20 protein-coding genes are annotated in these 21096 nt (G+C 63.8%); 11 read left to right on the forward strand and 9 right to left on the reverse strand.

Annotation, left to right across the window (positions count from 1 at the left end):
* Positions 1-11: 11 nt before the first annotated feature.
* The 7 genes from sufB (at position 12) to AC0L2F_RS23790 (ending at position 6419) form a co-directional block, all read left to right on the forward strand.
* Entirely contained in the window at positions 12-1508 is a 1497-nt protein-coding gene (sufB, locus tag AC0L2F_RS23760) for a Fe-S cluster assembly protein SufB (protein ID WP_007609805.1), read from the forward strand.
* 131 nt (positions 1509-1639) lie between these two features.
* A complete protein-coding gene (sufC, locus tag AC0L2F_RS23765; protein ID WP_007609807.1) occupies positions 1640-2392 on the forward strand; it encodes a Fe-S cluster assembly ATPase SufC in 753 nt (250 codons plus the stop codon).
* A gap of 12 nt (positions 2393-2404) precedes the next feature.
* Positions 2405-3709 (forward strand): Fe-S cluster assembly protein SufD, encoded by a 1305-nt coding sequence (sufD, locus tag AC0L2F_RS23770; RefSeq protein WP_473250050.1) that lies wholly within the window; start codon positions 2405-2407, stop codon positions 3707-3709.
* On the forward strand, positions 3706-4953 hold the full coding sequence (locus AC0L2F_RS23775) for a cysteine desulfurase (protein ID WP_473250051.1): 1248 nt from the start codon (positions 3706-3708) through the stop codon (positions 4951-4953). Before sufD ends, AC0L2F_RS23775 begins: the two co-directional genes overlap by 4 nt.
* Positions 4950-5321 carry an SUF system Fe-S cluster assembly protein gene (locus AC0L2F_RS23780; protein WP_007609827.1) on the forward strand — a complete coding sequence of 124 codons (372 nt, stop codon included), beginning with the start codon at positions 4950-4952 and terminating at the stop codon, positions 5319-5321. Before AC0L2F_RS23775 ends, AC0L2F_RS23780 begins: the two co-directional genes overlap by 4 nt.
* Positions 5322-5382: 61 nt before the next feature.
* Entirely contained in the window at positions 5383-5793 is a 411-nt protein-coding gene (locus tag AC0L2F_RS23785; RefSeq protein ID WP_007609828.1) for a HesB/IscA family protein, read from the forward strand.
* A gap of 182 nt (positions 5794-5975) precedes the next feature.
* Complete coding sequence (locus AC0L2F_RS23790; RefSeq protein WP_473250052.1) at positions 5976-6419, forward strand: TfoX/Sxy family protein; 444 nt, start codon at positions 5976-5978, stop codon at positions 6417-6419.
* A gap of 3 nt (positions 6420-6422) precedes the next feature.
* Here AC0L2F_RS23790 and fabA read toward each other — a convergent pair whose 3' ends face one another.
* The 4 genes from fabA to AC0L2F_RS23810 form a co-directional block, all read right to left on the reverse strand.
* The gene (fabA, locus tag AC0L2F_RS23795) at positions 6423-6953 is read right to left on the reverse strand and encodes a bifunctional 3-hydroxydecanoyl-ACP dehydratase/trans-2-decenoyl-ACP isomerase (RefSeq protein ID WP_473250053.1); all 531 of its coding nucleotides are present in this window, start codon (positions 6951-6953) and stop codon (positions 6423-6425) included.
* 101 nt (positions 6954-7054) lie between these two features.
* Entirely contained in the window at positions 7055-8122 is a 1068-nt protein-coding gene (locus tag AC0L2F_RS23800) for a GGDEF domain-containing protein (RefSeq protein ID WP_473250054.1), read from the reverse strand.
* 165 nt (positions 8123-8287) lie between these two features.
* Positions 8288-9856, reverse strand: a complete 1569-nt coding sequence (locus AC0L2F_RS23805) for a DEAD/DEAH box helicase (protein ID WP_473250055.1) — start codon at positions 9854-9856, stop codon at positions 8288-8290.
* Between the two features lie 298 nt (positions 9857-10154).
* On the reverse strand, positions 10155-11120 hold the full coding sequence (locus AC0L2F_RS23810) for a helix-turn-helix transcriptional regulator (protein WP_473250105.1): 966 nt from the start codon (positions 11118-11120) through the stop codon (positions 10155-10157).
* Between the two features lie 209 nt (positions 11121-11329).
* On the opposite strand from AC0L2F_RS23810, the gene AC0L2F_RS23815 reads away from it, so the two are divergent.
* On the forward strand, positions 11330-12844 hold the full coding sequence (locus AC0L2F_RS23815) for a caspase family protein (protein ID WP_473250056.1): 1515 nt from the start codon (positions 11330-11332) through the stop codon (positions 12842-12844).
* A gap of 142 nt (positions 12845-12986) precedes the next feature.
* Here the strand turns inward: AC0L2F_RS23815 and AC0L2F_RS23820 are convergent, their stop codons facing one another.
* Entirely contained in the window at positions 12987-13121 is a 135-nt protein-coding gene (locus AC0L2F_RS23820; protein WP_007591544.1) for a hypothetical protein, read from the reverse strand.
* A gap of 118 nt (positions 13122-13239) precedes the next feature.
* Here AC0L2F_RS23820 and AC0L2F_RS23825 point away from each other — a divergent pair, with 118 nt between their 5' ends.
* Positions 13240-14496, forward strand: coding sequence for an FAD-dependent oxidoreductase (locus AC0L2F_RS23825; protein ID WP_473250057.1), 1257 nt, complete (start codon positions 13240-13242; stop codon positions 14494-14496).
* Positions 14497-14675: 179 nt separating this feature from the next.
* Positions 14676-15446, forward strand: a complete 771-nt coding sequence (locus AC0L2F_RS23830) for an outer membrane protein (protein ID WP_473250058.1) — start codon at positions 14676-14678, stop codon at positions 15444-15446.
* Between the two features lie 109 nt (positions 15447-15555).
* Here the strand turns inward: AC0L2F_RS23830 and AC0L2F_RS23835 are convergent, their stop codons facing one another.
* The 4 genes from AC0L2F_RS23835 to parE all read right to left on the reverse strand — a co-directional run bounded on the left by AC0L2F_RS23835 (position 15556) and on the right by parE (position 20071).
* Positions 15556-16326, reverse strand: coding sequence for an SDR family NAD(P)-dependent oxidoreductase (locus AC0L2F_RS23835; protein WP_473250059.1), 771 nt, complete (start codon positions 16324-16326; stop codon positions 15556-15558).
* A 21-nt stretch (positions 16327-16347) separates the two neighbouring features.
* Complete coding sequence (locus AC0L2F_RS23840; RefSeq protein WP_007609848.1) at positions 16348-16533, reverse strand: hypothetical protein; 186 nt, start codon at positions 16531-16533, stop codon at positions 16348-16350.
* Positions 16534-16763: 230 nt separating this feature from the next.
* Complete coding sequence (locus AC0L2F_RS23845) at positions 16764-17549, reverse strand: outer membrane protein (protein ID WP_473250060.1); 786 nt, start codon at positions 17547-17549, stop codon at positions 16764-16766.
* 479 nt (positions 17550-18028) lie between these two features.
* Positions 18029-20071 carry a DNA topoisomerase IV subunit B gene (parE, locus tag AC0L2F_RS23850; RefSeq protein WP_473250061.1) on the reverse strand — a complete coding sequence of 681 codons (2043 nt, stop codon included), beginning with the start codon at positions 20069-20071 and terminating at the stop codon, positions 18029-18031.
* Positions 20072-20345: 274 nt separating this feature from the next.
* Here parE and AC0L2F_RS23855 point away from each other — a divergent pair, with 274 nt between their 5' ends.
* The gene (locus AC0L2F_RS23855; protein ID WP_007609868.1) at positions 20346-20876 is read left to right on the forward strand and encodes a DedA family protein; all 531 of its coding nucleotides are present in this window, start codon (positions 20346-20348) and stop codon (positions 20874-20876) included.
* The last annotated feature ends 220 nt before the right edge of the window (positions 20877-21096 follow it).

Consider the following 21096-nt stretch of genomic DNA (forward strand, 5'->3'; position numbering starts at 1 on the left):
CGGAGGATAGAATGCCAGCCGTGCAAGAGACGGTCGAGCGCGTGAAGCGCATCGACGTCGATCAGTATCGTTATGGGTTTGAGACCCTGATCGAGTCCGACAAGGCCCCCAAGGGGCTGTCGGAAGAGACCGTCAAGTTCATCTCCGAGAAGAAGAACGAACCCGCCTGGATGCTCCAGTGGCGGCTCGAAGCCTATCGGCGCTGGCTGACCATGACCGAGCCGACCTGGGCCCGCGTCGACTATCCCAAGATCGACTTCCAGGATCTCTATTACTATTCGGCGCCGAAGCCGAAGAAGACGATCACCTCGCTCGATGAGATCGATCCCGAGATTCTCAAGACCTACGAGAAGCTCGGCATTCCGCTGCGGGAAGTCGCCATGCTCGAAGGCGTCGAACCCAAGCCCGGCGAGGAAGATCCTAACCGGCGCAAGATCGCGGTCGACGCCGTCTTCGATTCGGTCTCGGTTGCGACCACCTTCAAGGCGGAGCTGAAGAAGGCCGGCGTGATCTTCATGCCGATCTCGGAGGCGATCCGCGAGCATCCCGAGCTGGTGCAGAAATATCTGGGATCTGTGGTTCCGACGTCGGACAATTTCTATGCGACGCTGAACTCGGCGGTGTTCTCGGACGGTTCGTTCGTCTACGTGCCGCCGGGCGTGCGCTGCCCGATGGAGCTGTCCACCTACTTCCGCATCAACGAGCGCAATACCGGCCAGTTCGAGCGCACGCTGATCATCGCCGACAAGGGCTCCTACGTCTCCTATCTCGAGGGCTGCACCGCGCCGCAGCGCGACGAGAACCAGCTGCATGCGGCCGTGGTCGAACTCGTCACCCACGACGACGCCGAGATCAAATATTCGACGGTGCAGAACTGGTATCCCGGCAACTCCGAAGGCAAGGGCGGCATCTACAATTTCGTCACCAAGCGTGGCGACTGCCGCGGCAACAACTCCAAGATCTCCTGGACCCAGGTCGAGACCGGTTCGGCGATCACCTGGAAGTATCCGAGCTGCATTCTCCGCGGCGACAATTCCCGTGGTGAGTTCTATTCGATCGCGATCTCGAACGGCTATCAGCAGGTCGACTCGGGCACCAAGATGATCCATCTCGGCAAGAACACGTCGAGCCGCATCATCTCCAAGGGCATCGCGGCCGGCAGGTCGCAGAACACCTATCGCGGCCTCGTCACCGCGCATCGCAAGGCGACCGGCGCTCGCAACTTCACCGCCTGCGATTCGCTGTTGATCGGCGACAAATGCGGCGCGCACACCGTGCCCTATATCGAAGCCAAGAACTCCTCGGCGACGTTCGAGCACGAGGCCACCACGTCGAAGATCTCCGAGGACGTGCTGTTCTACTGCATCCAGCGCGGCCTCACCCAGGAAGAAGCTGTCGGCCTCGTCGTCAACGGCTTCGTCAAGGACGTGCTGCAGCAACTGCCGATGGAATTCGCGGTGGAAGCGCAGAAGCTGATCTCGATCTCGCTCGAGGGGAGCGTCGGCTAACGCTGACCTCATCCTGAGGAGGCCGCGTAAGCGGCCGTCTCGAAGGATGGATACGGAAAGATAGTGGCCTCAATCCTTCGAGACGCGCCTGCGGCGCTGCTCAGGATGAGGAGATAGATGGAAACAAGATAATGGCTTTGCTTGAAGTGAAGGACTTGAAGGTTCGTGTCGAGGAGCGTGAGATCCTCCATGGGCTGACGCTGACCGTGAACGAGGGCGAGATCCACGCGATCATGGGGCCGAACGGCTCCGGCAAATCGACCCTGTCCCACGTCATCGCTGGCAAGCCCGGTTACGAGGTCACCGACGGCGAGATCCTGTTCAAGGGCGAAGATCTGCTCGCGATGGCCCCGAACGAGCGCGCGGCCAAGGGCGTGTTCCTGGCGTTCCAGTATCCGGTCGAGATCCCCGGCGTCTCCACCATGAACTTCCTGCGCACCGCGCTGAACGCGCAGCGCAAGGCGCGCGGCGAGGGCGAATATTCGACGCCCGACTTTTTGAAGAAAGTTCGCGAAGTCTCGAAGTCGCTGAACATCCCGCAGGACATGCTCAAGCGCGGCGTCAATGTCGGCTTTTCCGGCGGCGAGAAGAAGCGCAACGAGGTGCTGCAGATGGCGCTGTTCGAGCCCAGCCTGTGTATCCTCGACGAGATGGATTCCGGCCTCGACATCGACGCGCTGCGGATTGCGGCCGACGGCGTCAACGCGCTGCATTCGCCCAAGCGCGCCATGGTCGTCATCACCCATTATCAGCGGCTGCTCAACTACATCGTGCCTGACGTCGTGCACGTGATGTCGAAGGGCCGTGTCGTGAAGAGCGGCGGCAAGGAATTGGCGCTGGAGCTGGAAGCGTCCGGCTACGCCCAGTTCGAGGACGCCGCGTAAGGATTGTTTGAGATGAACGTTGCTGTGGCAAAGACCGGGAACGGCCGCGCGGTGAGCGATCTCTTCGCCAGCGCCGAAGGCCGTCTGCCGGGTTCGCCTTCCGTGATCGCAGCGCGCCGCGAGGCGTTCGAGACCTATGAGCGTCTCGGCCTGCCGCACCGCCGGATCGAAGAATGGAAGTACACCGATCTGCGCGCGCTGGTCGGCGAGGTGCTGCCGCTCGCGGCTGCACCTGATGCGGCTGCGTTGAAGCGCGCCGCGGACGCGGTGAAGGCGCATGCGATCGCGGGTGCCCGCAAGCTGGTGCTGGTCGACGGCGTGTTCGCTCCCGATCTCTCCGACGTCAAGGCGCTCGCCTCCGAGGCGAGCTTTAAGACATTGCGGGAGACGCTGGAGAAGGATTCCGGGCTGCTGAAGACTGCAGCTACCGATGCTGTGATCGCGCTGAACGCCGCGATGGCGACCGACGGTGTCGTGCTTGATATCGCCGACGGCGTGCAGCTGTCCGCGCCGATCCAGATCATCCACATCGCGATCGCTGCTACGGCATCGACGTTCACCCGCTCGCAGGTCGTGGTCGGGAAGGGCGCTCGCGCCACCATCATCGAGAGCTTTGTCGCGGCCGGCGCCAAGGCTTACCAGGTCAACGATGCCGTCATCCTCTCCGTCGGCGACAACGCCGACGTCGCGCATATCCGCCTGATGGATGATTCACCGGATGCGGTGAACATCACCTCGCAATTCGTCACGGTTGGCGCGAATACAAAACTCAATTTCTTCAACATGACCACCGGTGCGGCCGTCAGCCGCCTGCAAGGCTTCATCACGCTGGCAGGCGAGGGCAGTGAGCTCTCCGTCAACGGCGTGAACCTGTTGCAGAAGACCGAACATGGTGACACCACCCTGGTCGTCGACCACGTCGTGCCGAATTGTGTGAGCCGCGAGGTCTTCCGTGCCGTGATCGACGATCGTGCGCACTCGGTGTTCCAGGGCCGCATCATCGTTCGTCCCGACGCGCAGAAGACCGACGGCAAGATGATGATCCGGGCGCTGCTGCTCTCGGACGAAGCCGAGGCCGACAACAAGCCCGAGCTCGAGATCTTTGCTGACGACGTCTCCTGCGGCCACGGCGCCACCGCCGGTGCGCTCGACGACAGCCTGCTGTTCTATCTGAAGGCGCGCGGCCTGCCGGAGAAGCAGGCCCAGGCGCTGCTGATCCAGGCTTTCGTCGGAGAGGCGATCGAGCAGATCGCCGACGATGATCTGCGCGAGCACGTGATCGGCATTGCCGAGCGCTGGCTGGAGCGGCGCCAATGAGCACGCATCCGGCAGTCAAGAACGGCGCCTACGACGTTGCGCGCGTGCGCGAGGATTTCCCCGCGCTGGCCATGCAGATCTACGGCAAGCCGCTGGTCTATCTCGACAACGCTGCATCTGCACAGAAGCCGAGCGCCGTGCTCGATCGCATGACGCAGGCCTATACCTCCGAATACGCCAACGTGCATCGCGGCCTGCATTACCTCGCCAATGCCGCGACCGAAGCCTATGAGGGCGGCCGCATCAAGGTGGCGCAGTTCATCAACGCTGCCCGGACCGAGGAAGTGATCTTCACCCGCAACGCGACCGAGGCGATCAATCTCGTCGCCTCGTCCTGGGGCGAGCCGAACATCAAAGAAGGCGACGAGATCGTCATCTCGATCATGGAGCACCACTCCAACATCGTGCCCTGGCATTTCCTCAGGGAACGCCATGGCGCCGTGATCAAATGGGCGCCGGTCGACGACGAGGGCAATTTCCTCATCGATGAATTCGAAAAGCTGCTGACGTCGAAGACCAAGCTGGTCGCGATCACCCAGATGTCGAACGCGCTCGGCACCATCGTCCCGGTCAAGGACGTCGTGAAGATCGCCCACGCCCGCGGCATTCCCGTGCTGGTCGACGGCAGCCAGGGCGCGGTGCATCTGCCCGTCGACGTCCAGGACCTCGGCTGCGACTTCTACGTCTTCACCGGCCACAAGGTCTATGGTCCGACCGGCATCGGCGTGCTCTGGGCCAAGTACGACCACCTCGTCGCGATGCGCCCGTTTAACGGCGGCGGCGAGATGATCCGCGAGGTCTCGCGCGACGTCGTCACTTATGGCGATCCCCCGCACAAATTCGAGGCCGGCACGCCCGCGATCGTCGAGGCGGTCGGGCTTGGCGCCGCCATCGACTACGTCAATTCGGTCGGCAAGGAGCGCATCGCCGCGCACGAGCACGATCTCGTCACCTACGCCCAGGACAAGCTGCGCGAGATCAACTCGCTGCGGCTGATCGGCACGGCGCGGGGCAAGGGCCCGGTGATCTCCTTCGAGCTCAAGGGAGCGCACGCCCATGACGTCGCCACCGTGATCGACCGCCAGGGCATCGCGGTGCGCGCCGGCACCCATTGCGTGATGCCGCTTTTAGAGCGGTTCAACGTCACAGCCACATGCCGGGCGTCTTTCGGCATGTATAATACGCGGGAAGAAGTCGATCATCTGGCACAGGCGCTGTTGAAGGCGCGGGATTTGTTCGCATGAGTGACACGGCCGAAATCAAAGCCAATCCGATGGAAACCCGGTCGGCGCTGCCGCCTGAAGAGACCGAGCGTTTGACCACCGAGATCATCGCCGGGCTCAAGACCGTGTTTGATCCGGAGATCCCGGCCGACATCTACGAGCTCGGCCTGATCTACAAGGTCGAGATCAAGGACGATCGCTCGGTCGACGTGCAGATGACGCTGACGACGCCGAATTGTCCGGCCGCCGGTGAGCTGCCGACCATGGTCGAGAACGCGGTCGCCAGTGTTCCCGGCGTCGGCGTAGTCGACGTCAAGGTGGTCTGGGAGCCGGCCTGGACGCCGGAACGCATGAGCGACGAGGCCCGCCTCGTGCTCAACATGTGGTGACGCGTAACCTGCTTTCGATCCTTGGCATTGAATTTGCTCGGCAACGGACCACATCACTGACATGACACAGATATCGTCGGGCTCGACACCAGCATCCACTCCAAAGCCGCGGCGGCCCCGCCCGCAGGTGATGCGGCTGACGGACGCTGCTGCCCAGCGCATCAGCGAGCTGACCCAGCGGGCCGATTCCGAGATCGTGGGCCTGCGCGTCGGCGTCAAGAACGGCGGCTGTGCCGGACAGTCCTACACTGTCGAATACGCCCACGATGTCCGCCCGACCGACGAGGTCGTCGAGGACAAGGGCGTCAAGATCCTGGTCGATCCGAAGGCCGTGCTGTTCCTGCTCGGAACCGAGATGGACTACAAGGCCGACAAGATGCAGGCCCAGTTCGTCTTCAACAACCCCAACCAGATCTCCGCCTGCGGCTGCGGCGAGTCGGTCGAGCTGCGCCCGGCGCAGATCGACGGGTAGCCCGTTTCTCGCAAATCACTCCGCTGTCGTCCTGGCGAAGGCCAGGACCCATACCGGGTGATCTCGCGGTGATCGTCGGTGCCAATACCGACGCTGGCACGACCGGCAGTCTTCGCTAAACTCCCTCCTGTGGTAATGGGTCTTGGCTTTCGCCAGGACGACGACAGGGAAACAGTTCAGCCATGGACCGCGAATTCCTGATCGACCTGTTCGCCGATTTCGGCCCCGTCGCCATTCGGAAAATGTTTTCCGGCTACGGCATCTCCGCCGACGGCATCAATTTCGCGCTGTCCCTGCGTGCCGGCCTGTTTTTCCGCGCCGACGAGATGACCATCCCGGACTATGAGGCGGAAGGCTCGAAGCCATTCCAGTACTCGACCCGCGCCAAGACGGTGCTGGTGAACTCCTACTGGGAGCTGCCCGCACGCCTGTTCGACGATTCCGAGGAGCTTGCGCAATGGGCGAGGGCGGCGCTCGCGGCCGCCCAGCGCGGCAAGGTGAAGAAGCGGCCCAAGGCGAAGAAGGCGGTAAAGAAGCCAGCGAAGAAGGTCGCCAAGCCTGCGAAAGCGGCGAAGAAAGTCGGCAAGAAGGGCCCGGCCAGCAAGCGCGCCACGCGAAGGGCTTGAGGTTCACTCCACGGCCTTGGTCAGCCCAACCCGCATGTCCTTGGCGGTGAAGACGCAGATGCCGTCGGCAAGCACGCGACCGTCGGCAATTCCGAGCACCAGCTTGCCGCGCCGGACCATCCGCATGGCGACTTCGTAGCGCACGCGTTGCGCGTTCGGGGTGACCTCGCCTGTGCACGCGACTTCGCCGACGCCGATGGCGCGGCCCTTGCCCGGCGAGCCCGACCATCCCAGCCAGTAGCCGACCATCTGCCACATGGCATCCAGCCCCAGAGAGGCCGGCATCGTCGCGTCGCCGCGATAGTGGCAATCGAAGAACCAATGGCCCGGGGCGATGTCGAGCACGCCGACGATGTGGCCCTTGCCGAACGCGCCGCCGTCCAGGCTGATCTCCGTGATGCGATCCATCATCAGCATCGGCGGTGACGGCAATTGCGCATTGCCCGGGCCGAAATAGCCGCCCTCGCTCGATCTCAGTAGCTCGTCCCTGGTATAGGACGGTTGGGGCGTGTGAAAATCATGCGGGTTGGGCAAGACGACAAGTCCTCCGGATGCGCGCAGTCGGGCGCCTCGAGACGGCGAGGGAGATGTCGTTCGTCAGGGCATAATGTCAAGCGCGGTGAGCCGGTTCGGCGTCACGCCACCCGGTTGTGCGTCTCGACCGCGAATTCCGGGTCGGCCTCGCAGATCACGCGGTTGCGGCCGTTGCGTTTGGCGGCGTAGAGACAGGCATCCGCCCGTTCGATCAGCGCATCGGTGTCGTCGCCCTGCTTGAGCATGGAGACGCCGACGGAGACGGTGACGCGGCCGAGGATTTCGCCGGTGGACTTCTTTTTCAATTCCTTGGCCATCACCGCGCGGCGGATGTGATCGGCCACCGTCAGAGCCTGGCGCAGCGCGGTGTTGGGCAGCACGACCGCGAATTCCTCACCGCCATAGCGCGCGGTAATATCCTGGCCCTTGATGGTCTGCTTCAGGGACAGACCGACCAGCCGCAGCACCTGGTCGCCGGTGAGATGGCCGTAGGAATCGTTGAACGACTTGAAATGATCGATGTCGACCAGCAGCAGCGACAGCGGCTCGCCGGAGGCGAGCGCGCCTTGCACGGCCATGTCGATCATGCGATCGAAATATTTGCGGTTGCCGAGCCCCGTCAGCGGATCGGTCAGGCTCTCGGCGCGGATCGCCTCCAGGCTCTGCTGGAGGTTGCTGATCTCGCTCTTCGAGAGCGTCAGCCGGTCTTCCAGCGCCTTGTTGGTCTCGCGCATCTCGCTGGTGGAACGCAGCAGCGTCTCGACGATCGACTTGATCTGCTCGCGGCTCTTGGCCGATGACAGCTTTTCGGTCGCGCCGGACAGGCTGGCATCGTAGGAGCCGGTCATCCCAAGCGCGTCGCCGAGAACCTTCATGACGTCGTCGATCTCGCCGATGACGCGCGCGCCGACCTTGTCGATGCGGTCGGTGGTCTTGATGTGGGAGAGATAGGTCTCGTAGATCTGATCGAGATCGGCTTCGGTCAGCTTGCCGCTGCGCGCGAGCGTCTCGTTGATGATCTTGTTGAGCGGGGCGTTGTAGCCGGTGGCGTAGACGAACCAGATCTCGTAATTGCGGGGAATTGCCGTCTGCCGTAGCGATCGGATTTGACCGAGCGCTACCTCGGCGAACGCCATCGTGCGTTCGTGTTCGTCGAGCACCTTGACCACGGAACATACCCCACAACGATCGGCGCGCCGTCGACCGCAGCAATACTTAAATTATGTTCGTAGGCTAACGGACGATCGTGAACGCCCCGTAAATATACGTCCACGAATGCATCCGAAAAAGTGCGCGCCGGCTTTATTCAACCAAAGCCGGGCGCGCACCGCGCTTCAGGCACCGGCGGGGGAGCGAACCGGACGCAGCAGAAAGGCCGGCAGATGCGAGTGGTCGCCCGGCTCGCTGTCGGCCTCGCGTTGACGGCGCGGCTCGGGACGGCCGATCGACGGCACATGCGACGGATTGGGCTGCTGGCGCGCACCGTCACGCGGCTCGGATGATGGCTTGGCGTCGCGCGGCGGCCTGGCGTCACGCGGAGGTCTGGCTTCACGCGAAGGCCTGGCCTCGCGCGCGGGCCTTGCTTCGGAAGCGGGCCTTGCCTCGGGAGCGGACCGTGCTTCGGCTGAAGGCTGTGCCTCGCCACGCGCTTCGCGCGGCTCGTGGCTGCGCTCACGATCGCGACCGCGCTGCGGCTTGCCGCGTCCGCCGCGTGAACGTTCACGGCCGCGCTGCTCGCGCGGACGCTCGCTCGAATCGGAAGCGTCGGTGCGGATTTCGAAATCGCCTTCGGCGCGCGGAATGGTCTGGCCGATCAGCTTCTCGATCGCCACCATCGACTTCTGGTCGAGCGGCGTGACGAGCGAGATCGCCATGCCGGACCGGCCTGCGCGACCGGTGCGGCCGACGCGGTGGACATAGTCGTCGGGATGGTGGGGAACGTCGAAATTGAAGACGTGGCTGACCTCGGGGATGTCGAGGCCGCGGGCGGCGACGTCGGATGCGACCAGCAGGGGCAGCTCGCCCTTGCGAAACTGCTCGAGTGCCGCTGTGCGGGCCGACTGGTCCATGTCGCCGTGGAGCGCGCCGACGCTGAAGCCGTGCTTTTGCAGCGATTTGTGAACGACGGCGACCTCGCGCTTGCGATTGCAGAAGATGATCGCGTTCTGGAGATCCTTGGCCTCGCGCAGCAATCGGCGAAGCAGCTCGCGCTTCTCGTGCGCCTCGCGCCCGGCCGGGACCTGACACTGCGTAACGGTCACAGCGGTGGTGGCGGGCTTCGATACCTCGACCTTCTGCGGATTGTGCAGGAAGGTTTCGGTGATGCGCCGGATCTCCGGCGGCATGGTCGCGGTGAAGAACAGGGTCTGCCGCGTGAACGGGACGAGCTTGCAGACGCGCTCGATGTCCGGAATGAAGCCCATGTCCAGCATGCGGTCGGCTTCGTCGATGACGAGCAGCTCGACGCCGGTGAGCAGCAGGCCGCCGCGCTCCGTGTGGTCGAGCAGGCGGCCTGGAGTGGCGATCAGCACGTCCACGCCGCGCGTCAGCTTGGCATCCTGGTCGCCGAAGGAAACGCCGCCGATCAGGAGGGCGACGTTGAGTTTCTGGCCCGCGCCGTAGCGGTCGAAGTTTTCCTTCACCTGCGCCGCGAGTTCGCGGGTCGGCTCTAGGATCAGGGTGCGCGGCATGCGCGCCCGGGCGCGGCCCTTCTCGAGAATGGTGAGCATCGGCAGCACGAAGGCCGCGGTCTTGCCGGTGCCGGTCTGGGCGATGCCGAGCACGTCCTTGCGAGCGAGGACGTGAGGGATCGCCTGTTCCTGAATGGGGGTGGGGGTGGTGTAACCGGTGGCCGCCACTGCGGCGAGGACTTTTTCGGATAGTCCGAGATGGGTAAAAGACATTGAGCCTCTGGTCGAAACCGCCGTTCGGAATCGAGGGTAATAAGGCTGTCGCGTTCCACCCCGAAACGGCGCGCTCTCAAAGAAGCTGGGGGTGCTGACTCACGCGAACAAAGCGCCAGGCTCAGGAATCGCTCTTCGATCTGAGCCGCGTCGCCACGGAACATAGGCGGGAATCGGCCAAAGTCAATGGAGCAGGCGCGGGAAGGCCCTAAAAAACCTGAGGTTTTCGCCCAAATAGCGGGCGCGGCTGCAGTTTTCCGCCCAATCGTGCGATCGGCCGGAGCTGCCCAAACGTCGGCTAACGCCCCTCCGGCCCCTGCGCGCGGAAGTCGCCGGGGGCCATCCCGTAGGCGGCGTTGAAGACCCGGTAATAGGTCGCGAGGCTGTCGAAGCCGCAGGAGGTCGCGATGTCGGCGATCAACCGGTCCGGGGCTTCGCGCATCAAGCGGCGGCTCTGGTTCAGGCGTTCGTCGGTCACGGTTTGCGAGAAACTCCTGGCGGCGCCTTCGAACAACATATGCAGGTGACGCACGGAGACGCCGAGTAGGTCGGCCACCATGGTCGGCGCCAGATTTGGGTCTTGCAGGTGACGCGCGATCAGGCGCCGTGCCTGCGAGAGCCGGGCGGTCCGCAGCGCGGCCTGCCCGAGGCGGCTGCCGGGCCGCACGATGCCGCGCTCGATCAGCGCCAGATGGGCTAAAGCCTCGACGAGGGAAGCGGCATCGGCGGCGCCGTCATCACCCGCGGCAACCTCGCCGAGATCGGCGAAGCAGGCGTCGAGCAGGGGCTTCAATCCGGGATCGTCGAACGTCCGAGGCGCAAGCTCGCGCATGCGCTTGTCCTGCGTGGAGAGGCCGCTCAAGGGAATCTTCAGGATCCGCAGGTGGAAGCCTCCCGCGCCCAGCGGTGCCGCGCGATAGGGCTGGTCGGTATGGCTGGTGGCGAAGCTGCCATTGGCGATCGTGAAGTCGCTGCCGCGCATGCCGCCGAACCAGGCGCCGCTGCCGAGCTGCTGATAGACGCAGAGGCTGTCGCCCGGCGCGTCAGCGATGTCAGTCGTGCTGCGCTCGACCGTGTAGTGCGAGGCCTTCAGTTCGACGAGGCCGGCTCCGCCAAGCTGGTGCAGCGAGAATTCGCCGAAGAAGTCCGCGCGGCGTTCGCGCTCGAGTTCGACGGTGACGCCGAACAGGCCCTTGGCGCGCACCTCGCGCCAAAAGTCGAAGCGGTCGTGCGGCTCGACCTCGTCGGTGCACCAGCAATACACAGCGGCCCCCACTTCCAGCGGAATTGCCCACAAGAATTGACCGAGAAAAAGCAAATTCCGGTGGCATCTACCATAGCTGGACGACAGACCTGAGTCCTCAGGGCTGTTGAACCAGCGATGTGGCTGGGCCGACTATCACATCAACGACGCGGTTCCCATGAACCGCTGTTCGAGGGAACCGGCGTGGGGCCGTTCTTGAGGGATTTTCGATGACGCGTCGGCTTTTCAGAGTACTGGCAGCGCTTGGCCTCGCGGCGGGCCTCAGCGGTTTCGCGCTTCCCGCCTGTGCCGAGAAGCGCGTTGCGCTCGTCGTCGGCAACAATGACTACAGGAACGTTCCGAAGCTGCTCAAGGCGGTCAACGACGCCCGCACCATGGGCGATACGCTGAAGCAGCTCGGCTTCGCGGTGATGGTCGCTGAAAACCAGAGCCGGCAGCAATTTTCGGAGACGCTGCTCGCGTTCGATCGGATGATCGAGCCCGGCGACACCGCGTTCTTCTTCTATGCCGGCCACGGCTTCGAGATTGCTGGCCAGAACTATCTGCTGCCGACGGACGTGCCGGCGGCGACGGAAGGGCAGGAAGAGCTGGTGCGTGACGCCTCCATCCTGGCAGATCGCATCGTCGAGCGCCTCCAGAACAAGAAGGCGCGAACCTCGATCCTGGTGTTCGACGCCTGCCGCAACAACCCGTTCGAGCGCAAGGGTACCCGCGCCGTCGCCGGTGGCGGCGGGCTTGCCCCGATGGTGCAGCTGCCCGAAGGCGTGTTCTCGGTCTTCTCGGCCGGCCCGCGCCAGACCGCGCTCGACCGCCTCTCGAACGACGACGCCAATCCCAATTCAGTGTTCACGCGCACCTTCGCCAAGGAGCTGCTCCAGCCCGGCGAGAACCTGGTGCAAGTGGCGCAGCGTACGCGCCGTCTCGTCAGCGAGATGGCCGACACCGTCAAGCACAGGCAGGTGCCGGTCTATTTCGATCAGATGGTCGACGACGTCTTTCTCAGCGGCATCGCCAAGGATGCCGCCGCGCGCCCGGCCGACCCACCGGCGCAGAAGCTCGCGGCGCTGCCACCGGTCTCGGTGCCGCGCGTGCCGAAGGAGGAGACCACCAACGCGCCGATCGCGAGCTTCTCGCGCCACAATGGCGGCTGGAGCGTGGTGTTCTCCTTTGCCGATCCGACGCTCGGCGTTTCCTGGCGCATGGCCGGCAATGGCGATTTCCGCGAAACCGGCTTCATCGATACGCTCGACCCGCGTACGCGCAAGAGGATGCCGAACCCGTCGATCGAATTGCCGCCGGACGCGCAGGCCGGCACCATCGAGGTCCGCTATGTCGACCAGTCCGGTGACATGCAGGGCCCGTTCCCGATCAGGTTCGATCCCGAAGCCGCGCTGATCCGCGACCAGCGCAAGATCCTCGACATGACCGCGACGAGCTGGCTGTCATTCCGCGAGTTCAACGGGCTGCTGGTCTACTACACGCACCTCGTGTCCTATCGCTGCGCCATCCGCGAGGTGCGCATCGGCATCGACACCGCCGTTCCGAACCAGGTGTTGAAGATGCCGGGCTGCGACATGCGCGATCCCAGCGCGATCAGCGCCGGCATGCCGCTCTACATGAAGCTCGCGCCGGCAACGCAGTTCATCTCGGTGGAGCTGACCTATCGCGACGGCAGCGTGTCGGAGATCAAGAGCTTCCGCAGCGCGAACCGCAGCAACAACTGAGGTGTCGAGCAGGCCGCGTCCGCCGCAGCCATTCGCGGCGCTTCCTGATGAAGCGCTTGACGGCCTCGATCAAGGGCGGAGTCAGCGAGAAGAACGCGCCCATCGCGGTCGAGGCGATGACGCGGCGCAGCAGGAGCTTCTCCTACTCCTCGTACGGGTAGCCGTTCTGCTCGATGCGCACCGGCGCAAGCGGCGGCCTGCGCGGTGCGATCATGATCAAGACGAAAAGCACGTTGATCAGGATCCAGACGCCGAGCAGTATGAGGATTGTCTGCACTGCAATTTCCTCAATGAGTCGGAATTGGCGACAAGGCTAACGGCCATTCACAACTGCGGCAAATGATTCTTGCTTGCTGCACTGCACAGAAACCTTGACCCTAGATGAGGACCCGGCCGTGAAACCCGATACGTCGCAGAATCCCGAAGGCGCCTCGCTGAAAGTGCGGTGTTGCATCGTCGGCGGCGGACCGGCGGGCATGATGCTCGGCTATCTCCTGGGGCGCGCCGGCATCGATGTCGTGGTGCTGGAGAAGCATGCGGATTTCTTCCGCGACTTCCGCGGCGACACCGTGCATCCCTCGACGCTCCAGGTGATGGACGAGCTCGGCCTGATCGACGGATTCCTGAAGCTGCCGCATCAGCGCTTGCAGAAGATGGACGGCCTGTTCGGCGGTACCCCCGTTCGCATCGCCGATCTCAGCCGCCTCCGCACCAAGTACCCCTTCATCGCCTTCATGCCGCAATGGGATTTCCTGAATTTCCTGCGCGAGGCCGGCCAGCGCTTCGCCTCGCTGAAGGTGATGATGAACACCGAGGCGGTCGATCTGATCCGCCACGGCGAGACCATCGCCGGCGTGCAGGCGAAGACGCCTGACGGCATCGTGGACATCGAAGCCGATCTCACCATCGCCTGTGACGGCCGGCATTCGACCGTGCGCCAGCATTCCGGCCTCGAGGTCGAGGAGATCGGCGCGCCAATGGACGTGCTGTGGTTCCGCGTCGGACGCAAGGCGAACGAAACCGAGAACCTGTTCGCGCGCGTCGAGCCCGGCAAGATGATGATCACCTTCGACCGCGGCGACTACTGGCAGTGCGCCTATGTCATCGCCAAGGGACAATACAACGCGGTGAAGGCGAGGGGATTGCAGGCGCTGCTCGACGACGTCGTCCGCATGGCGCCGATCCTGAAGGGCGGCATTGCCGATGTGAAGAGTTTCGACGACGTCAAGCTGCTCACCGTCGCGATCAACCGTCTGCCGCGCTGGACGCGGCCGGGCCTGCTTCTCATCGGCGACGCCGCACATGCGATGTCGCCGGTCGGCGGCGTCGGCGTCAATCTCGCCGTGCAGGATGCGGTCGCGACCGCAAACCTGCTGGCGGACAAGCTGCAGCGCGGCTGCCCGTCGGAGAACGAACTCGATGCCGTGCGCCGTCGCCGCGAATTCCCGGTGAAGATGACGCAGCGAATGCAGATGGTCGTGCAGAACAACATCATCAGCGGCGCCTTGCAGGGCGGCGACCGGCCGCTGAAAGTGCCGCTGGTCCTGCGCCTCATCACCGCGCTGCCGTGGCTCCAGGGCATTCCGGCGCGCCTGCTCGCCCTTGGCGTCCGGCCTGAGCACGTGCAGTCGAAGGCTGCGCCGGCACGGTAGCGCAAGGACCCGGTAGGGATAACGCGGCGTTAAATCGCGCTCGGCGCGTTGCCTGCGTGCAACAGCGCAAACGGATTCAAGGCACGCTGCTTGCCAATCCGACGTCTTAACTGTCTTGATTCAAATTTGAGTAAGACCTGCGTGTGAGCGTGCACCCATCAAAGGACACGGGGTGTACCATGCGTAACAAGTTGATTGCCGCCTTCGCCTGCACGACCGCTCTGGTTTCGACCGGCGCCGCTTCCGCCGCCGATCTCGGTGCACGGCCCTACACAAAGGCGCCGGCCTATATGGAGTCGATGTTCAACTGGACCGGCTTCTATGTCGGCGGCCACATCGGCGGCGCATGGACCAACGAGCAGTTCATCAACAACGGGACCGGTGCGCCGTTCGGCGATCTGACCCCGGGCCAGGGCTACCGTCAGCGCAACTCCGGCATCCTGGGCGGCGCCCAGATCGGCTACAATTGGCAGGCCAACAACTACGTGTTCGGTATGGAAGGCACGATCTCGGGCCTCGACAACAAGGGCTCGTTCTTGAACACCGCGTTCGGCGCGGGTGACGACGTGTTCTCCTGGCGCGCCAATGTGCTTGCGACCGTCGTCGGTCGTGCGGGCTTCGCCCTGCAGAACAACCTGTTCTACATCAAGGGCGGCTATGCCGGCGTGAACAACCGTCTGTCGGTCACCGATACCGTCGGCGTGGCCACTGGTTCTGGCGGCCAGACCCATTGGGCCAACGGCTGGACCGTCGGTGCCGGCTGGGAATACGGCATCACCCGCAACTGGATCGTCGGCCTCGAGTACAATTACGCGGCCTTCGCCAGCCAGACTTATCAACTTGGCGGCACGTCGGGCAATTACAGCTTCGATGCCAAGCCGCGCGACCTCCAGTGGGCCGTCGTGCGCGCCAGCTACAAGTTCGACGCGCCTGTCATCGCCCGCTACTGAGTGGGTCAACGAACGACCAAGCAGCCATAAAAGACGATCACTGCCCAAATTTTAAAGCCCCGGCATTGTCCGGGGCTTCTTTTTTGTGTGCAGATTTATTCGTGTACGCCTATGCCATCACCGAGAACCCGCCGTCGACGGGGATCGCGGTGCCGGTGACGAAGTTGGAGGCGGACGAGGCAAGGAACACCGTGATGCCGGCGAAGTCGTCGATGTCGCCCCACCGCCCCGCAGGCGTGCGTGCCAGCACCCGCTCGTGCAATCCTGATACCTGCTGCCGCGCACCGCGGGTCAGGTCGGTGTCGATCCAGCCCGGCAGGATGGCATTGACCTGGATGTTGTCGGGCGCCCACGCATTGGCGCAGGCGCGCGTATACTGAACGATGCCGCCCTTGCTCGCCGCATAGGCCGTTGCGAAGCTCGCGCCGAAGATCGACATCATCGAGCCGATGTTGATCACCTTGCCGTTGCCGGACGCCTTCAGCGCCGGATAGGCCAGCTTCGAGCACAGGAAGGCGCTGGTGAGGTTGGTGTTGATCACCGTATTCCACTCGTCGAGCTCGAGCTCGTGCGGCGGCTTGCGGATGCTCATGCCGGCATTGTTGATGAGGATGTCGATGCGGCCGAGATCCCCGACGACGCGATCGACCATCGCGGCGATGGCCGCCTTGTCGGTAACATCGGTGGGAACACTGATCGCCTTCACGCCGCGTTGGCTGAGATCGGCAACGGCGGCGGCGGATTTGGTTTCGTTGCGTCCGACCACGGCGATGTTGGCGCCGGCGTCGGCGAGGCCACGGGCCATGCCGAGCCCGATGCCACCATTGCCTCCCGTGACGATCGCAACCTTGCCGCGGAGATCGAACCGACTGGATGTCATGCTGCTATTCCCTGGTTTCTTCTATTGGTTGCTCTGCCAGATCAGCACCAGCCCGAAGCCGGCCATGGCTGCGCCATAGCCGGCCCATTGCAACTGGTTGACCATGAAGCTCGATCGCGGCCACGCGACGGTGCCCGTGCCCTGTCCGATCCAGAGCAGCCCGACGGCGAGGGCAAATAGGCCTGCGATCAGCAGGAATCTGCGCATGCATTCCTCCCCATTGGTCTGCTTCTGTCGTGACACGCGGTCCGTCAATGACGTCTGCGCTCCCGAAAGCTTGGCCTACACAGTAGCGGGCTTCGATGGGGATACAATGGTTAGGGACGAGGACCGAGGCGAGCGTTCGGATTGCCGAAGGCCGGCTTGGGCTCTTCATCACCCCAAACGAAAAAGCCCCGGACGATGCCGGGGCTTTGACGTCTGAACTTGCGTTCGGATCAGTACTTCGCGACGACCGGACCGGTCCAGTTGAAGCGGTAGACCAGCGAGGTGGAGATCGTCTGGTTCCAGCTGTTGGCGCGGATGCTGTTGATGCCGGTCGGCAGGTTGGTGGCGTCGGAGATCTCGTCCCGGGTCTTCGCACCGTAGAAGGCCGAACGATACTCGGTCTTCATGAACCAGCCAGGTGACTGGATGCCGAAGATGTTCAGGTTGTTCTCGACACCGCCGCCGATGAACCAGCCGTTGCGGTTATAGCCGTTGAGATGCACGCCAGATGCAACGCCGCCCAGGTTCGTGAAGTTCGTGCTGCCGAAATGGGCGCCCGAGTAACCGCCGTTGACATAGGAGAGAACATTCGGGGCAACCAGCCAGCCGAGGCGCACACCGGCGGCCCAGGAGTCTTCCAGCTTCTGCTTGCCGGTGAGGCTCAGGATCGGATCCTGAACGGTGCCGCTGATGCTGCCGAACTGGCCATCGGCGAACACGCCGGCAACCCAGGTGCCGCTGAACTGCCAGTCGTAGCCGAGACCGACGGTGCCGAACCAGCCCGAAGCGCCCTGGCGCTGTGCGATCGTCAGGGGCAGGCCCGTCGGGGTCGAAAGAATGGTCTGGTCAGAGGCCGAGATGCCGCCGCCGGCGCCGCCGAAGAGGTAGAAGCCGGTCCAGCTGGCGACGGGAGCTGCCATCGGGGCCTTCACGTAGGGACGGGCGCCAAGGTCAGCGGCCGAGGCCGAACCGGTCATCGCGGCAACCGCGGTCAGTGCGAGCAAAATCTTCTTCATCTTAAAATCCCCAAGCTTTGGTCTGTCTGGCAGGCGCGAGCGCACTGAAGTCCGTGTGATCTGATGTTCCGGACTATACCTGCTTCTCTCCGAAATGCTGTTGCAGAGCAGGCACAGTCGCCGGGAAACGCCGCACGGCGGGGATTCTGAGCGTCGTTGTCGAAATATACAATATGCCTGCATTATCAATGCGTTATTCAGAATTTTGCGATCTGTGTTTTGGTAACTTCTCGTTAGCAAATCCGGCTTTGTCCGATATGGAGGCAATCCTGCATCAGCCTGGCTGGGTGAGTCGTTGGCCGAGTCGCGATGCGACGAGGCCGGAATCAGCGAAGTCGAGGCCGACCGTTGGCCGGGTGGTCGGGCAAGATCGGCGGGCAGGATCGGCGGGGAAAGAGCGGTTGTCGTCCCAAAAACAAAAGAGCCCCGGGCTTCATGCCGGGGCTCAGGATGGGATACGACCGGGCAGCGCCTGCGGATCAGACGTCCAGCAAATCGTCATTGGCGAATTCGGCCTTGTCCGAGATGAACGCGAAGCGCGCTTCGGCCTTGGTGCCCATCAGGCGCTCCACCGAATCCGCCGTGGTGTCGCGGTCGTCGGCGAGCAGAACCACTTTCAGCATGGTCCGCTTTGCCGGATCCATGGTGGTTTCCTTGAGCTGCGCCGGCATCATTTCGCCGAGGCCTTTGAAGCGATTGACCTCGACCTTGGCGTTGGCGTTGAACTCGCTCTTGATCAGCGCTGCCTTGTGCGCGTCATCGCGGGCGTAGACCGACTTCGTGCCGTTGGTCAGCTTGTAGAGCGGCGGCACGGCGAGGAAAAGGTGGCCTTCGTCGATCAGCCGCGGCATCTGCCGATAGAAGAAGGTGATCAGCAGCGAAGCGATGTGGGCACCGTCGACATCGGCGTCGGTCATGATGATGATGCGCTGATAGCGCAGATCCTCCTCGCGATACTGCGCGAGCATGCCGCAGCCGATCGCCTGCACGAGGTCGGCGAGCTGCGTGTTCGCCGTCAACTTGTCCTTGCCGGCGGACGCGACGTTGAGGATCTTGCCGCGCAGCGGCAGCACGGCCTGGGTCTTGCGGTCACGCGCCTGCTTGGCGCTGCCGCCGGCCGAGTCTCCCTCGACGATGAAGAGTTCCGAGCCGTCCAGGCCGGCATCGCTGCAATCGGCGAGCTTCCCGGGCAGGCGCAGCTTCTTGCCGGCCGTCTTGCGCGCGGTCTCCTTCTCTTGCCGGCGGCGCAGCCGCTCCTCGGCGCGGTCGATCACGAAGTCGAGCAGCCTGTTGGCCTGGTTCGGATTGCCCGACAGCCAATGGTCGAACGGGTCCTTCATCGCCTGTTCGACGATGCGCTGCGCTTCGGCGGTGGCGAGACGGTCCTTGGTCTGGCCCTGGAATTCAGGTTCGCGCACGAACACCGAGAGCATCACGGCAGCACCCACCATCACGTCTTCAGACGTAATGGACGACGCGCGCTTGCCTTGGCCGACGCGCTCGGCGTGATCCTTCAGACCGCGCAACAGCGCGCTGCGCAGGCCGGATTCGTGCGTGCCGCCGTCGGGCGTCGGCACGGTGTTGGTGTAGGAAGACAGGAAGCCGTCGGCATCCGCGGTCCAGGCAACGGCCCATTCGCAGGCGCCATGCGCGCCGTTGCGGCCCGACTTGCCGGAGAAGATGTCGGGATGCACCAGCGTGTCGGCATGGATCGCGGCCGCCAGATAATCCTTGAGGCCGCCGGGGAAGTGGAACGTGGCTTCCGCCGGCACGTCGTCGACGCCCTTGAGCAGTTCGGGCGCGCAATTCCAGCGGATCTCGACACCGCCGAACAGATACGCCTTCGAACGCGTCATCTTGAACAGGCGCTGCGGCTTGAACGCGGCCTTGGCACCGAAGATGTCGGTGTCCGGCTTGAAGCGCACGCGGGTTCCGCGGCGGTTGTTGATCTTGCCGAGATCCTCGAGCTTGCCCTTCGGGTGCCCGCGCTCGAACGTCATGCGGTAGAGTTTCTGGCTACGCGCGACCTCGACCTCGAGCAGCGAGGAGAGGGCGTTCACCACGGATATGCCGACGCCGTGCAGGCCGCCCGAGGTCTCGTAGACCTTGGAATCGAACTTGCCGCCCGAGTGCAGTGTGCACATGATGACTTCGAGCGCCGACTTCTTCGGGAATTTTGGATGAGGATCGATCGGGATGCCGCGGCCGTTGTCTGTGACGGTCAAAAAGCCGTCCGCGCTCAACTCGACTCCGATGAAGGTCGCATGCCCCGCCAGCGCCTCGTCCATCGAGTTGTCGATGACCTCGGCGAAGAGGTGATGCAGCGCCTTCTCGTCGGTGCCGCCGATATACATGCCGGGCCGGCGGCGCACCGGTTCCAGACCTTCGAGCACCTCGATGTCGGCTGCGGTGTAGTCGGCCTCGGCGCCGCCCGCGCGCGGGGTCACCTTGGCGGCGCGGGGCTTGGGCTCATCGCCGCCGAAAAAATCGTCTTTTGCTTTGGGCTTCAACTGCTTGGACATATATCTTTATGCGTTTTGAGGGCCGCATGAGCGGCGAATCGGTTGGCGCGACTATGCCACTTCTCGCCTGGAAAGGTTATCGCAGGGCGGGTCGGGCGGTGTGGTTGGGAGCCAATCCCGGCGATTTTACGCCGCAGCCCCATCAAATCCCGGCAATTTGACGGTCCGGTCCAGCCTGGACCGGAGTTTGTGACTTGATGTCACACAAGTCCTTGGCTTACCAGTCCTTTTCATCGAGCAGCACCTTCGGGCAGGACGGAAAGGCTATTTTTGAATGGAGCAGTTTGCGCACGGGCTCGCTGATTTCGTGCGCGCTCACCAGACATGGGCAGCTCCCATCGTGTTCATGCTCGCCTTCGGGGAGTCGCTTGCCTTCATCTCGCTGCTGATCCCGGCTTGGGGCGCGTTGGTTGCGATCGGCGCGCTGATCGGCGCGAGTGGCATCAGCTTCTATCCGGTCTGGATCGCTGGCGGCATCGGCGCGGCGCTGGGCGACTGGGTCTCGTATTGGTTCGGCTATCGCTACAAGGAGAAGGTCGCCCAGATGTGGCCGCTCTCGCGCTATCCGGAACTCCTGCCCAGGGGTGAGGCTTTCGTGCGCAGCTGGGGCGTGCCGAGCATCTTCATCGGCCGCTTCTTCGGCCCGTTGCGTGCCTCCGTGCCGCTCGCAGCCGGCATTTTCGAGATGCCGTATTGGAGTTTCCAGGCCGCCAATTTCGTCTCGGCGCTGATCTGGTCGGCGGCGCTGCTGCTGTTCGGAGACGTGATCGCGAAGATCATGGAATGGATCTGGCGGGTGGTGTGACGTCCGAACCTTGACGCGAACCGCAACTGGCCCTATAGCCCCGCGCCATGATCAACGCCGCGACCATTTTGTTCGCCCGTCGCCGCCGCCGCAGCTTTGCGGTTTGGGCGGTCGATCGCGTTTGAGATCATCGTCTTTGCCGCTGGATCCGATCCGCGGCATTCTCTCTCCTGTCAGTGCGATCTGATCCGGCGGCCACCAAGGAGGCCAGCAGGAGACT

The organism is Bradyrhizobium sp. Ken64, assembly GCF_055807555.1.

Excerpts from the sequence above, each read along its gene's own strand:
- AC0L2F_RS23855 (WP_007609868.1), top strand. The coding sequence starts at position 20,346 with ATGGAGCAGTTTGCGCACGGGCTCGCTGATTTCGTGCGCGCTCACCAG.
- AC0L2F_RS23840 (WP_007609848.1), bottom strand. The coding sequence starts at position 16,533 with ATGCGCAGATTCCTGCTGATCGCAGGCCTATTTGCCCTCGCCGTCGGG.
- AC0L2F_RS23830 (WP_473250058.1), top strand. The coding sequence starts at position 14,676 with ATGCGTAACAAGTTGATTGCCGCCTTCGCCTGCACGACCGCTCTGGTT.
- parE (WP_473250061.1), bottom strand. The coding sequence starts at position 20,071 with ATGTCCAAGCAGTTGAAGCCCAAAGCAAAAGACGATTTTTTCGGCGGC.
- AC0L2F_RS23780 (WP_007609827.1), top strand. The coding sequence starts at position 4,950 with ATGAGTGACACGGCCGAAATCAAAGCCAATCCGATGGAAACCCGGTCG.
- AC0L2F_RS23805 (WP_473250055.1), bottom strand. The coding sequence starts at position 9,856 with ATGTCTTTTACCCATCTCGGACTATCCGAAAAAGTCCTCGCCGCAGTG.
- AC0L2F_RS23835 (WP_473250059.1), bottom strand. The coding sequence starts at position 16,326 with ATGACATCCAGTCGGTTCGATCTCCGCGGCAAGGTTGCGATCGTCACG.
- sufD (WP_473250050.1), top strand. The coding sequence starts at position 2,405 with ATGAACGTTGCTGTGGCAAAGACCGGGAACGGCCGCGCGGTGAGCGAT.
- AC0L2F_RS23790 (WP_473250052.1), top strand. The coding sequence starts at position 5,976 with ATGGACCGCGAATTCCTGATCGACCTGTTCGCCGATTTCGGCCCCGTC.
- AC0L2F_RS23785 (WP_007609828.1), top strand. The coding sequence starts at position 5,383 with ATGACACAGATATCGTCGGGCTCGACACCAGCATCCACTCCAAAGCCG.
- sufB (WP_007609805.1), top strand. The coding sequence starts at position 12 with ATGCCAGCCGTGCAAGAGACGGTCGAGCGCGTGAAGCGCATCGACGTC.
- AC0L2F_RS23815 (WP_473250056.1), top strand. The coding sequence starts at position 11,330 with ATGACGCGTCGGCTTTTCAGAGTACTGGCAGCGCTTGGCCTCGCGGCG.
- sufC (WP_007609807.1), top strand. The coding sequence starts at position 1,640 with ATGGCTTTGCTTGAAGTGAAGGACTTGAAGGTTCGTGTCGAGGAGCGT.
- AC0L2F_RS23845 (WP_473250060.1), bottom strand. The coding sequence starts at position 17,549 with ATGAAGAAGATTTTGCTCGCACTGACCGCGGTTGCCGCGATGACCGGT.
- AC0L2F_RS23775 (WP_473250051.1), top strand. The coding sequence starts at position 3,706 with ATGAGCACGCATCCGGCAGTCAAGAACGGCGCCTACGACGTTGCGCGC.